The sequence below is a fragment of the Gimesia chilikensis genome, assembly GCF_007744075.1.
GTDB classification, from domain to species: Bacteria; Planctomycetota; Planctomycetia; order Planctomycetales; family Planctomycetaceae; genus Gimesia; species Gimesia chilikensis_A.
Map to the genome: position 1 here is coordinate 7,987,242 of NZ_CP036266.1, position 12,985 is coordinate 8,000,226.

Sequence of the window (12,985 nt, forward strand, 5' to 3'; positions counted from 1 at the left end):
GAAGCACAAAATGATTGTCATATGAGGGAAATAGAATTGTTAAAATTTAGATCCACTTCAGAGACAGTCAAAAGAATTCTGAGTGGAACACCTCATATTTCGACCCGCCAGTCCGATTTGTCAGACATCCGCGTTCAATCCAGACAATCGCCCCCTTCGCCCCAGGCAGAATCCTCTGCACAACCGGAAAGAAATCATTCGCGAAAGGTCGCTGCGGAAAGCATCCTGCCAGCATGTTCTGGATCAGTGTGCCTCACCGCTGGCTGCAGCAACCGCCTCCAGCGAGAGCGGGTTCGGCGCTTCAACCGGGGGAAAGCAACCCGGCGCATTGTTTCGATACCATTGTTCCAGAACGTTCAGCCACTGGTCTGAAGTTTTGACGGCGATAAACGCATCGCGGACTGCTTTGCGCTGCGGATGCAGCTCCGAATAGAAGATGCCAAACTTGCGCATCGTGTTGCAGACTTTTTTCTCGCCGTAGAATTCACGAGCGAGTGCAAAATGCTCTGCGATTACGGTCCGCTGTTCATGAACATCGGGAGGCGTAATCGATTCCCCCCGCAGCAGGCGTTCGGTCTGTTGAAAGATCCAGGGATTCCCGATGGCACCCCGGGCAATCGAAACGCCGTCCACTCCGGTCACACGGAGCATATCCAGGCAGGCCTGGGGAGAGAAGAGGTCGCCACTGCCCACCACAATTCTGTCGCCCGCCTGTTGCTTGACCTGTCTGAGAAATTCCCACTTGCTGGAGCCGACATATTTTTGTTCGACCGTGCGGCCATGCACGGTGATCGCCGCCAGTCCCCGCGCGTAGGCACCTTCAAAGATACGAAAGAAGTTTTCTTCCGATGCAGAACTGTCATCAATGCCACGTCGCATTTTAAGTGTCACCGGAATCGAGTCGGGGACGGTATCCCGGACCCGGGAAATAATCTCCAGCGCCACTTCAGGCTGTCCCAGATGATAGCCACCCCGACAGCGGCTCATTACTTTTTTCACCGGGCAGCCAAAGTTGATATCAATCACATGAAAGCCGGCGTCAACGAGTTTCTGTGCCGCAGGCCCGAACTCTTCCGGCTCGGAGCCCATCAACTGTCCGCCCACCGGAAATTCATCCGGATGACAGTACATCATCGAGAGCTGTTTCCCCTGACGTGTCTGATTAATCAAGCGGTCAATCATCACTTCACAGAGTGTATAAGCCGCCCCCAGGCGCGCCGCAATCACGCGCATCGGATAATCGCTGTAGCCACTCAATGCCGCCTGACACAGGGGAGATTTGAGCTGGTAAGGCCCCAGGCTGACCGGTTTTATTTTCGTTTCAGACGTCATTTTCAGCTTTGTACTTTCACAGAATAATCAACGGGTAAACTGGTCTAATAATGCGCGTGTGATCTGCCCCGGCTGCTCATGCCTGCAGATCACACCACTGACGGCAACACGCGTCGCTCCGGCCTGCAGAACTTCCGGAAGGTTCTCTGCGTTAATGCCGCCGATCGCAAACCAGGGCAGGGTGATCTCGGCAGCAACCTGCTTTACGAAATCCAGTCCCGCATACTCTTCTTTGGCAAATTGTTTTGTAGCCGTGGTAAAGGTAGGGCCGACGCCGATGTAGTCGGCTCCATCCAGCACGGCCTGTCGTGCCTGTTCGATATTATGCGTCGAGACACCAATCAGGCGACGGGAACCGACGATCTGTCTGACTTCACGCACCGGCAGTTCGTCCTGTCCCACATGCACGCCATCAGCGTCTATTGCTACCGCAAGATCCGGACGGTCATTCATGATCAGAATGGCTCCTGCTTCCCGCGTCCATTCCCGGGCCCGCCTGCCATGCTCGAGCAGTTGACGATCTGACATTTCTTTTTCGCGGATCTGCACGATGCGGACACCGGCTGCGACAGCCTCACGAATTGCAGGTCCGCAACCATGATGACACATCGATTCTGTCGCCAGCAGATAGAGCTGACAGTCCTCAAGCCGGTGTTGGCTCGAGACACAGGTCAGCACGCTCTTTTCCAGAGTATAAAGTGAGTACCGCATCTGTTTAAAGATAGCGGCTGCCTCTACGGAGATCAGTTTCCCGAACTCTTCCAGCGTCCGTGCTGCTTCCTGCACCCGCTTGAGGTTGGCCTGAACCAGGTGTTCCAGGGAAGGGCGGTCAAACTCGGAAGTCGAACTGATGGCGGTTCCCACATCGTTGAGCGTATCGCGGCTGGCGATCAGGGAGTCCTGGCCGATGAACTGCAGTGCTTCGGTCAACTGATGCCGGGTGGTTTTCAGCAATCTCGTCAGATGAGCATCGTCCAGCGCGAATCGCAGAAAGTCTTCGACCACCCGCAGTCCTTCCCGCAGACGATTCGCGGCGGCATCGATGGTGCGGAATGTATTCGTCTGATCGCAGACAGTCGCGGGGACCGTGCGAAAAGCGAAATCGACATCGATCGGATCGCCTGCCTGCTGATGTTCGCCCTGAAATGATGCTGCCAGCGAATCCGAAGAAATGGCCCCCTGATTCACCAGCCAATCCGTGTGAGGTCCTTCGGTCTTCAAGACGCCCCACAACAGATGCTCGCTGCCGATTTCGACCGGCAGACTGGTCTGACTGGCCTGTTCCAGCGCTCGATTGAGAACGTCCTTTAACTGAGGAAACCGAAACAGGGCCTGGGAGAGTTCCAAGGGAACTTCTGTCATGAACAGATCGGATTTGGCCTCTGAGTCCGGCAGGGTCAGTTCAAATTCCTGCAATATCAGGTTTTGCACGATTCCATGCGACTGCAGAATCTCGGCAGCCCGGGATTCCTCATGTGCCAGAGCCGCCAGCAAATGCCGGGGATTCGTTACCTGATCATTTGAATTATTGGCGATCAGTTCTGCCAGCGCCAGGGCACGCTGTGCGCCGGCGGTAAGTAAATGTTGCATCGGTCTCAGGTATTTTCTCAAAACGGGAGAGGTAAGTAGACTTCGAAAGACGTCCCAACAGGCAATCGTAACTTATTTAGCTTAACCGATTGAATGCTTATCTTGCTACATTTGGGTATGGGTACTAGAATTAACTTTACCGGACCTGTCGAATTTGCGGATTTTGCAGGTTTCGTACTATGAAAAACTCCGTTAACCCTCATCAGGGAAGAGAGGGGGTATTTCCAATGTGACACCCGCTGAAAGTCGACGTGTTAAGATAGACAGCTTATTTTAGTAAGTTGTGATTATTCAGTTACTTCCTATGATGAACTGACAGTAGTTTGGGGAAATTCCTCGACGTTTTTTTGTGAGTGACGTATTATTCTCAGGGAACCATTCCTGAATCACTGTCAGCAACGAATCCATTCAGTGCGTTGTTTGTTGTTTAACGCCGTTCGGGTTAAATAAACAGCGTTTTTGAATTTTAAAAGACAAGAAACAATCGAATTAGCATTATAGTTTGGGAGAAATGCTCCCTGCGACTGAACCCGCCGGTTTCCAGTCAGGGGAGTCAGTGTTCATCCAACAGCGCCCGCAATGGTACTGGGCCATAGGAGAAACGAGTTATGTACGAGCGGTTTACAGATCGAGCTCGAAAAGTGATGCAGCTGGCCAATCAGGAGGCCCAGCGGTTCAATCACGAATATATCGGGACCGAACATATCCTTCTGGGTTTAGTCAAGGAAGGCTCAGGAGTCGCAGCCAATGTATTGAAAAATCTGGATGTGGATCTGCGCAAGATCCGTCTGGAAGTTGAGAAGATTGTCCAGTCCGGACCAGACATGGTTACCATGGGCAAACTCCCCCAGACGCCCCGCGCGAAGAAAGTCATCGAATACGCGATGGAAGAGGCCCGCAACCTGAATCACAACTACGTAGGTACAGAGCACCTGCTGCTCGGCCTGCTGCGTGAACAGGACGGCGTCGCCGCTCAGGTCCTGATGAACCTGGGTCTGAAACTGGAAGAAGTCCGCGAAGAAGTTCTCAACCTGCTGGGTCACGGCCTGGAAGGGGGTGAGGCTGGCGAACGGACTCCTGGTACCGGCAGCCAGAAAGCCGGCAAGAGCAAGACTCCCGCTCTGGACAGCTTTGGTCGCGACCTGACCGAACTGGCCAAGCAGAAGAAGCTCGATCCGGTCATCGGCCGTTCCAAAGAAATCGAACGCGTCATCCAGATCCTCTGCCGTCGTCAGAAAAACAACCCCGTTCTGCTGGGTGAAGCAGGCGTTGGTAAAACCGCGATCGTCGAAGGGTTCGCCCAGATGGTCGTCGACGGCGAAGTTCCCGACCTGCTCCGCGATCGTCGCATCGTCGTACTCGACCTCGCCATGATGGTCGCCGGCACCAAGTACCGCGGTCAGTTCGAAGAACGCATCAAAGCCGTCATGAACGAAGTCCGTCGTGCCAAGAATACGATTCTGTTCATCGACGAGTTGCACACCCTCGTTGGCGCCGGTGGTGCTGAAGGAGCGATCGACGCTTCTAACGTACTGAAGCCCGCCTTGAGTCGTGGCGAACTGCAGTGTATTGGTGCCACCACCCTGGACGAATACCGTAAATACATCGAGAAAGACAGCGCCCTGGAACGTCGCTTCCAGAACGTGATGGTCGAACCTCCCACAGACGAACAGACCGTTGAAATTCTGCGTGGTCTGCGGGAACGCTACGAAGAGCATCACAAGGTACAGATTACCGACGACGCGCTCGAAAAAGCCGTCGAACTCTCTTCACGTTACATCACCGGCCGTTGTCTGCCCGACAAAGCGATCGACGTGATCGACGAAGCGGGTGCCCGGATCCGTCTGAAATCAATGGTGCGGCCTCCCGACCTCAAAGAACTCGAAGAAGAATCAGAACGCCTCAACCAGTCCAAGGAAGAAGCGGTCGCTAACCAGGACTTCGAACTGGCAGCCAATCTGCGTGATCAGGCTGACAAGCTGAAGAAACGGAAAGAGACCCTGACCCAGGAATGGCGTGAAAAATCCAAAGAAGTCGACGGCGTCGTCGATGCGGAAGTCGTTGCAGAAGTGGTCGCCAAGATTACCGGCGTTCCGCTGACCCGGCTCTCCAGCGAAGACACCGTGCGTCTGCTCAACATGGAAGACGAACTGCACAGACGCGTCATCAGCCAGGACGAAGCTATCAAGCAGGTTTCCAAGGCCGTCCGCCGCAGCCGCAGTGGTCTGAAAGATCCCAAACGGCCGATGGGGGCCTTCCTCTTCTCCGGACCGACCGGGGTTGGTAAAACCCTGCTGGCCAAGACGCTGGCTGAGTTCATGTTCGGCGACGAAAACGCTCTGATTCAGATCGACATGAGTGAATACATGGAGAAGCACAACGTCAGCCGTCTGATCGGTGCTCCTCCGGGATATGTCGGTTTCGAAGAAGGGGGTCAGCTGACCGAAAAGATTCGGCGTCGTCCATACGCGGTTGTGCTGCTTGACGAAATCGAAAAAGCACACCCCGACGTCTTCAACATGCTCCTGCAGATCATGGAAGAAGGCCACCTGACCGACAGCTTCGGTCGCAAGGTCGACTTCAAGAACGTCGTTCTTATTATGACCACCAACGCCGGTGCTCAGGGTATGGCTCACGGAGATGCCTTCGGGTTCCGCAAAGCCGACGATGACACCAGCTACGATGCCATGAAACGAAATCTGATGCACGACCTGCAGAAAGAGTTCAAACCGGAATTCCTGGGACGTCTCGACGAAGTCGTCGTCTTCCGGAAACTGACCCGCGAAGAACTCAAGCAGATCGTCGACATTGAACTGGCCAAGGTTCGCAAACGTCTGAAAGAACAGGGCGTAGTCCTGGAACTGACCGACCAGACCCGCGAGTTCATCATCGACAAAGGCTCCGAAGGGGGCGAACTCGACTACGGTGCACGTCCGCTGCGTCGTTCGGTCGAACGCTACATCGAAGACCCGCTGGCAGAAGAACTGCTGCGGGGTGCCTTTGAAGGCAAGAACAAAGTGCTGGTTACCGTCGCTGAAGTCGGCGATGAAAAACGGCTCGAGTTCGAAGGTTCTTACGAAGCCGAAACCGAAGAGCTGGCAACCGTCGGTTCCAGCGAAGGCGGTTCTTCAGAAGGCGAAGGTTAAACTTCACTTTTTGAATAACGCTTGAGATAAAATTTCAGAGCCCTCACTATCACGGTGAGGGCTCTTTTTGTATCTGCATTCAACCGGAAGGAGCTGGACCATGCTTTCCCGACGACTCGAACCCGAAGTCATGGACACCCGCGAAGAGGCCCTCGGCTACAACACCATGGACAATCGCGAAGTCAATCGGCGCTTCGCGGATGAAATCCTCTCACTCATCGCGGATTCGGAATTAGATAGCTCGCAGCCGCTCACACTGCTCGACCCCGGCACCGGGACCGCGCTAATCCCCATAGAAATCTGTCAGCGTAACGCGCAGGTTCAGATCATCGCAGCCGACCTCGCCACGGAAATGCTCAAAGTCGCCACAAACAACCTGCGCAGCGCGGAACTCTCCAACCGCATCTCACTGGAACTCGCTGACGCCAGACAGCTACCCTGCCCAGATAGCTTCGTGGACGGCGTCATCGCCAACAGCCTGATTCATCACATCGCGGATCCGTTGCCCATCCTGCAGGAAATGCTGCGTGTGATCAAACCGGGTGGCTTCCTGTTTCTCCGCGATCTTGCCCGACCCGACTCGCTGGACGATCTCGAATCGCTCGTCAGACAGTATGCCGCGAATGACACACCGCATCAGCGTCAGATGCTGACCGACTCCCTGCACGCAGCCCTCACCCTCTCAGAAATTCGGGATCTGCTGCAGACCTGCGGCCTGCCCCCTGAAGCAGCACAGTTGACCTCCGATCGGCACTGGACCGTCTCGCATCGACTCGCGCAAACATAAAAACAGGGGAAAGACTGACTTCGTATCAGTCTTTCCCCTGTGGCGTTTTCAATTAGTCTTTAATTGAAATCAATCCCTGATCCGCCTGGCGAACGTCTTTGTTCAAAGCCGATCACTCGCTGGCATTCTTGGATGGCGACTGAGATGGGGTACGCTGCGCTTCCGCTTCTTTCATCGCGTTTTCACGCTGAATCGCATCATACACTTCCTGACGGTGTACTGGAATTTCTGTAGGGGCCTGGATTCCTAACCGTACTTTATCACCCCGGATATCGACAATAGTAATGACAATATTGTCACCGATGATGATGCTCTCGTCGCGTTGTCTCGACAATACAAGCATCGTAGTAACTCCTTCCGTAGATCTTATTTTTTCTGGGCCAATGAGGTGATATCTGAAGAGGCGACAAACCTCTTATCGATTTGACTAAAAGCTTGTCACCTGTTGTCATTTCGTAAGTAAGTAAAAACAATTCAGTCCGGTCGGAAGGGACTCCATCTTGGAGAACCGTGCGGTTCCTGCACGAAACTCCCGATCCGGCAATGACCCACATCCCTGCATCTGAGTAATGAGTTCCGCGGGGGTACTAACTACATCGACCTTTCCACAGAGAAGATTCCTTTTAAGATAGGATAAATGAGCACATTAAGAAAAGATGCATACCGCTCTGCCGGATAGCCCAACCGTACCGCCTGTAACGATTTTAACGCCCTGCTGGCGATTAATAATGAAATTATGAACACATGCGAATATAAACAGGACCTCAAGGGGCTAATCTGAATTGCCAATTCCCCGGCAGATGTATAACCTTGTAGGTAGCGCTCTGATTTGACGCACATCGCATCCCACCTTGATTTACTGCGGCGAAAATCAGAACCTGCCTCGTGTTTCACCCTCTGATTAAGCAGACCTTCCGGATCAAGTCCGGTCCTGACCCCCACTTTCGGGACAAACGCTGGAGTAAATGACCAATGGCCACACTGTTGATTGCTGCGGGAGCCTTTATCGGTTACATCATCGCTTACCACACCTATGGTAAGTGGCTCTCCCAGAAAATCTTTAACGTCGACGCAGATGCGGAAGTTCCCAGTAAACAGCTGCGTGACGATATCGACTTCGTCCCCACCAAAAAAGAAGTCATCTTCGGCCACCACTTCACCAGCATCGCCGGCACCGGACCCATCGTTGGTCCCGCGATTGCCGTCTTCTGGGGCTGGCTGCCTGCACTCCTCTGGGTGCTCTTTGGGTCTATTTTCGTCGGCGCCGTTCACGACTTCGGTGCGCTGATGGTGTCGCTGCGCAACCGGGGACAAACCGTTGGTGAAGTGGCCGGCAGACTGATTGCCCCCCGCACCCGTATCCTGTTCCTCTTGATCCTGCTGCTCGCTTTGACCGTGGTGCTTGCCATCTTCGGACTGGTGATTGCCATCATCTTCTCGCTCTATCCCGAGACGGTCATCCCCGTCTGGATTACTATGCCCATCGCCATTGTGATCGGCCTGATGGTCTATAAACAGAATGCAGAACTGCTCATCCCCTCGCTCGTCGCGCTGGTCGTTGTATACGCTTCGATCTACATGGGTGCCTACTACTGGCCCATCAATATCGCCACACTGTTCGGCATCCCCGACATGGGACCGTTCCCCAACGCGGTCATTCTCTGGACCTTCGTCCTGCTGGCGTATTGTGCCGTCGCTTCGGTCATGCCGGTCTGGCTGCTGCTCCAGCCGCGCGATTTCATCAACAGCCACCAGTTGGTTCTCGCGCTGGGACTGCTGCTCATCGGAGCCCTGGTCGCCGGTGCTACTGGAAAAGCAGACCTCGTCGGCTCCGCCCCCGCGGTTGCCACCAACATCCCCGCCGATGCCCCGCCCATCTGGCCCTTCCTGTTTATTACCATCGCCTGCGGTGCCTGTAGCGGTTTCCACTGCCTGGTCAGCAGCGGTACCAGTAGTAAACAGGTCGAATCCGAAATGGACGCCCAGTACGTCGGCTACGGTGCCATGCTCCTCGAAGGGGGCCTGGCTGTCATCGTGATCCTCGCCTGCTGTGCCGGCGTGGGCATGGGTGATTTCACCCGCGTCGGAGAAGGAGCCGCCTACAGCTATCAACCCACACTCGCCACAGGGACCGACACCCAACTGGCCGGACTGGCTGCCTGGGAAACCCGTTACGACGCCAGCAAAGGCTGGGGCGCGTTCGGCCTGAAAGACAAAATCGGTGCCTTCATTCACGGAGGTGCCAACTTCCTGGGTGCCATCGGCATCCCGATGAAGCTCGGCATCAGCATCATCGCCGTCCTTGTGGCCAGCTTCGCTGCCACCACCCTCGATACCGCCACGCGTCTGCAGCGATACGTCATCCAGGAACTCGCGGCGACCGTGCACATCAAACCGCTCACCAACAAATACGCAGCCACCGGATTGGCGGTCGCCCTGGGTGGCATGGTCGCCATGATGCCCGCCAGCGCCACGGCAGGTCCCGGTAGTGGCGGCCTGATTCTCTGGCCCCTCTTCGGTGCCACCAACCAGCTGCTCGCCGGCCTGGCCTTCATGGTCATCGTCTTCTACCTCCGTCGTCGCAACAAACCCATCATCTTCGCCCTGGTCCCCATGATCGTCATGCTCATCATGCCCGCCTGGGCCATGCTCTGGAACATGTTCAACGGCCAAACCGGCTGGTTCTTTAACCCGGAAAAACAGCACCTGTTCCTCTTCGGTGTCGCTGTCATCGGCCTCCAGGTCTGGATGATGATCGAAGGCCTGCTCGTCTGGTCCAAGTCCAAGGGGCACCTCGAAGAACAGCTGCCGGAACTCTCTACAATCCGCCCCGCGGTCGCTACAACCTCCGCCGGCGGTTCGAACTGAGCGTAACCAACCCGAGACAACCTGCTTAGCCGACGGGCGCTCCGCCCGTCGGTTAATTACTTTCCCGGGTGAGCACGCACGTAATTTGAACCACGCAGGGGGTGCCACTGTCGGCTCGTCCGACAGTGATCGAATCAACGTAGCAAAAAATCGCATCTCACACTCTCTCTGGAGAGTCCATCGCCCGCTCCACAAATCCCCATCGCTTAAGTTTCTGCACTGAACTTCGCCTGCACTTTCCTGAACAAACTGACCTTGATTCGCACTTCCCGAATCGTAAAGTGTCGCAATTGTGCTTCGCGCGCGAGGCGGACGATGCGTGCACCGGAACACGCGACACAAGTCACGTAAAAGCACCTGAATCGCCGTCGATTTTTGGCGTTTTTCACCGAAACAAACGGCACCGGTTCGATCTGTCTCGTACATTTTCAACTCATTTCGGAGCATACTCAGAGCACTTCGGAGCACAATCGCCGTGAACTCAAAGGAATTCACTATCATTTCACTCCCCGGATTCTGCTTGACGCCTGCGTGCCGATCGAAATAATCCTATTCCACATGACGAACTTTCCCAGGAATTGACCAAGAGAAAAACCAGCACCGGCAACACGCTCCCCCACCACCGGCGCTGATCAAGATACTACCCACTTGATGCAAGAGGAGCGCGCACTCATCCTACAGATCGGCACCAACAGGAAAAGCTGCATATCAGCCAGCACAAAAAACAGAGCGGCAAAGCGCTAGTAACTCCGATTACAAATAGTTTCCCACCAGAGCAAATTGTTGCCATTGCTTCCTGGTTTTCCTGAGTTCTCTCCATGTGCGGGGGCGTTCGACCTGCTGTTTTTTCTGTGTGCGGTGGCCGGTATACGTCCAGCGCATGGGTCGGGCCAGATGCTGGTTGAAGTATTCAATGAACCGCTGTAATTTCTCGATCAGATCCTGTTTGGAAGTGAAGCTGCCTCGACGCAGTGCGCGGCGTTTGATGATGCCGAACACGATTTCGATCTGGTTCAACCAGGAACTGTGGTTGGGCAGATACACAAAACGAATGCGATGTGCCGGGTCGGTCAGAAACTCACGCCGACTGGTCATCGTTTTCAGCACACCTTCGCGTTTGACCTTTCCCAGGGTGTCAGGATCGATACCCAACTGTTCTGCCACCAGCTTGACCAGTGGCGCGCCGCAGTGCGTATTTAAATTATCGACCACGAACACCCAGCCCGCCTGTGGATCAGTGGAGATGGTCTGTGCGATGTGTCGGGCGAAGTCATGATTGTCACGTGTTTCGGTAATCGTCGTGGCCAGGAGTTGCCCCTGGGTCACATGCCAGTTGGCAGTCACGCAGACGGTACCATGTCGCGTATATTGAAACTCTTCTCTGGCCGGCTGTCCGGGACGTGCCCGTTTTGTTTCAGCCCGCCGTTCGTTGGCCTGCAGGCTGGTCATTTCATCAATGCAGACCGTGTGCGTTTGCTGCTCGTCAGCTAACTGCTGTGCTTCCCGATAGGTTCGACAGACTGTCTCTACCTCTCGTTGAAACTTTTCAGGATCCTGTTCAGTCGTGTTGCACCAGTAACGGCTGCGATGCGGCTTCAGAGTCACTTCGCGCAGGACACGGTTAACATGGCTGGCGGAAATCGCATCGACCAGTTGGCGTCGTTGTGCTTCATCAGCCAGCTCGGCTCCCGTCCAGGAAGTCACCGGGCGACCACTGTTCTGGGGATCTTTACAGGCGAGAGCAATCAGCCCCGTCAGTTGCTCGTCAGTAAAACGTCCCGGCGATCCACTGCGGGGCGCATCACTGAGGGTGTCGATGATTGCCCGTCGGAAGGCGCTCTGGTTGAGGTCGAACTGCATCTGCAGCAGTGCCTGAAAAGAGTCACGCCAGCGACGTCTCCAGATCCCGATTGTTTTAGCGCAACGATCGACGGCAGTGGCAATCTCCTGGTTTTTCAGTTGATCGAAGCCCAGTAGTATGATCCGGGCGCGAACAATAATTGCCTGACTGGCATTCCGACTCTCAGTCAGTTGCGTTAGAATCTCGTACATACGCGTCGTCAATTCAATATGGGCAGCCTTGCCTGACATTGCTCTTCCCTGGTTCTGGTGGGTGAGGTGAGATTCCTCATCAGACCTCGGAAGAGCATTTTTGTCACCAGTAATCTGGTGGTCTACAAAAAACAGGAAGACGGCGTAAATATTCTTTCTGGTGAGAACGAACTTAAGAGCGGAGTTACTAGCGCCATTCCGCTCACATGCAGGCCATGACCAAATAAGGATCACCCTTTGCGCAGTTCCCCGAACGCTGTCTGCATCGCGTGGGTCAGCATCAGGCCATCGTTGGCGTACACGACAAGTCGGGCGCCCTGGCGGATTGTGCGCAGGGCTTGCTGGGTGGTTCCGAACCAGCAGCCTGCGGCGACGTGTTGTGCGTTCGAGACGTCGATCACTTTCTGGATCGCGGCGATGAGTTCCGGGTTGTCGTACTCGCCGGGAATGCCCATGTTGGTCGTCAGATCGCCGGGACCGACGAAGACCGCGTGCACGCCGGGTATCGAACAGATCTGTTCCAGGTTCTCGATACCGGGCACCGATTCGATCATCGGTATGAACAGCGTGTTCTCGTTCTTTTTCTCGATGTAGTCGGCCGTCTTCTGATTGACGAACTTCCCCTCTTTCAGGGCTTTCTCCAGCACAATCCCTTTCAACGGTCGATAGACGGCCGCCGCCGCCAACTGCTGTGCCTCTTCGTATGTTTCAACATAAGGCACGACCACGCCGTCAAACGTATCACAAACGCGGGCCACATCTGCAGCGTCGCGACTGTGCGTGCGGGCCAGGCAGACAATGCCTTTGGATTTCAGGGCATATCGCAGCGGCAGAAACTCCGCGAGGTCGAGCGTGGTATGCTCGGGTGTGACGATCACAAAATCGAGCGAGTTGTCGGGGATCGACTCGACCATCGCCGGCACTACCGCATGCTGAAACAGCGACCCATATACGGTCTCGCCCCGAACCAGTTTCTCTTTCAGTTTCTTCACCAGCATAACCGTATTTCCTCGACTGCAGGAACAGAGTAATCATTCGAAAGACGTTCACTCCATCATGCCGGGCGAAAAGTTGCATGTAAAGAAAATGTCGAGGTTTTGTGGAAAACAACTGTACAAACTAAGTCAAGGAGTTAACCTGAAAGGTCTCATCGAATACATCTGAAACTCACTCGCCATTTTCTATCATCTACCTTTGATGGGCATACAAT

The 12,985-nt window shown here is 54.7% G+C and carries 8 protein-coding genes; 3 read left to right on the top strand and 5 right to left on the bottom strand.

The window, feature by feature from the left end:
• Positions 1-243 precede the first annotated feature (243 nt).
• Together HG66A1_RS30470 and HG66A1_RS30475 are read right to left on the bottom strand one after the other, a co-directional pair.
• On the bottom strand, positions 244-1,332 hold the full coding sequence (locus HG66A1_RS30470) for a tRNA dihydrouridine synthase (RefSeq protein ID WP_145193148.1): 1,089 nt from the start codon (positions 1,330-1,332) through the stop codon (positions 244-246).
• Positions 1,333-1,359: 27 nt separating this feature from the next.
• Positions 1,360-2,922: a thiamine phosphate synthase gene (locus tag HG66A1_RS30475; RefSeq protein WP_145193150.1), complete on the bottom strand. Its 1,563-nt coding sequence runs from the start codon at positions 2,920-2,922 to the stop codon at positions 1,360-1,362.
• Between the two features lie 608 nt (positions 2,923-3,530).
• Here HG66A1_RS30475 and HG66A1_RS30480 point away from each other — a divergent pair.
• Together HG66A1_RS30480 and HG66A1_RS30485 are read left to right on the top strand one after the other, a co-directional pair.
• On the top strand, positions 3,531-6,068 hold the full coding sequence (locus HG66A1_RS30480; RefSeq protein ID WP_145193152.1) for an ATP-dependent Clp protease ATP-binding subunit: 2,538 nt from the start codon (positions 3,531-3,533) through the stop codon (positions 6,066-6,068).
• Between the two features lie 100 nt (positions 6,069-6,168).
• On the top strand, positions 6,169-6,855 hold the full coding sequence (locus HG66A1_RS30485; RefSeq protein WP_145193154.1) for a class I SAM-dependent methyltransferase: 687 nt from the start codon (positions 6,169-6,171) through the stop codon (positions 6,853-6,855).
• Positions 6,856-6,967: 112 nt separating this feature from the next.
• On the opposite strand, the gene csrA is transcribed toward HG66A1_RS30485, so the two are convergent.
• Positions 6,968-7,198, bottom strand: a complete 231-nt coding sequence (gene csrA / locus HG66A1_RS30490; protein WP_145045449.1) for a carbon storage regulator CsrA — start codon at positions 7,196-7,198, stop codon at positions 6,968-6,970.
• Between the two features lie 629 nt (positions 7,199-7,827).
• On the opposite strand from csrA, the gene HG66A1_RS30495 reads away from it, so the two are divergent.
• On the top strand, positions 7,828-9,723 hold the full coding sequence (locus HG66A1_RS30495; protein WP_145193156.1) for a carbon starvation protein A: 1,896 nt from the start codon (positions 7,828-7,830) through the stop codon (positions 9,721-9,723).
• A 753-nt stretch (positions 9,724-10,476) separates the two neighbouring features.
• On the opposite strand, the gene HG66A1_RS30500 is transcribed toward HG66A1_RS30495, so the two are convergent.
• Positions 10,477-11,814: an IS630 family transposase gene (locus HG66A1_RS30500; RefSeq protein WP_145193158.1), complete on the bottom strand. Its 1,338-nt coding sequence runs from the start codon at positions 11,812-11,814 to the stop codon at positions 10,477-10,479.
• 191 nt (positions 11,815-12,005) lie between these two features.
• Positions 12,006-12,773 carry an HpcH/HpaI aldolase family protein gene (locus HG66A1_RS30505; protein WP_145193160.1) on the bottom strand — a complete coding sequence of 256 codons (768 nt, stop codon included), beginning with the start codon at positions 12,771-12,773 and terminating at the stop codon, positions 12,006-12,008.
• Positions 12,774-12,985 lie beyond the last annotated feature (212 nt).

Coding starts and splice junctions, on each gene's coding strand:
- HG66A1_RS30470 (WP_145193148.1), bottom strand. CDS start 1,332: ATGACGTCTGAAACGAAAATAAAACCGGTCAGCCTGGGGCCTTACCAG.
- HG66A1_RS30475 (WP_145193150.1), bottom strand. CDS start 2,922: ATGCAACATTTACTTACCGCCGGCGCACAGCGTGCCCTGGCGCTGGCA.
- HG66A1_RS30480 (WP_145193152.1), top strand. CDS start 3,531: ATGTACGAGCGGTTTACAGATCGAGCTCGAAAAGTGATGCAGCTGGCC.
- HG66A1_RS30485 (WP_145193154.1), top strand. CDS start 6,169: ATGCTTTCCCGACGACTCGAACCCGAAGTCATGGACACCCGCGAAGAG.
- csrA (WP_145045449.1), bottom strand. CDS start 7,198: ATGCTTGTATTGTCGAGACAACGCGACGAGAGCATCATCATCGGTGAC.
- HG66A1_RS30495 (WP_145193156.1), top strand. CDS start 7,828: ATGGCCACACTGTTGATTGCTGCGGGAGCCTTTATCGGTTACATCATC.
- HG66A1_RS30500 (WP_145193158.1), bottom strand. CDS start 11,814: ATGTCAGGCAAGGCTGCCCATATTGAATTGACGACGCGTATGTACGAG.
- HG66A1_RS30505 (WP_145193160.1), bottom strand. CDS start 12,773: ATGCTGGTGAAGAAACTGAAAGAGAAACTGGTTCGGGGCGAGACCGTA.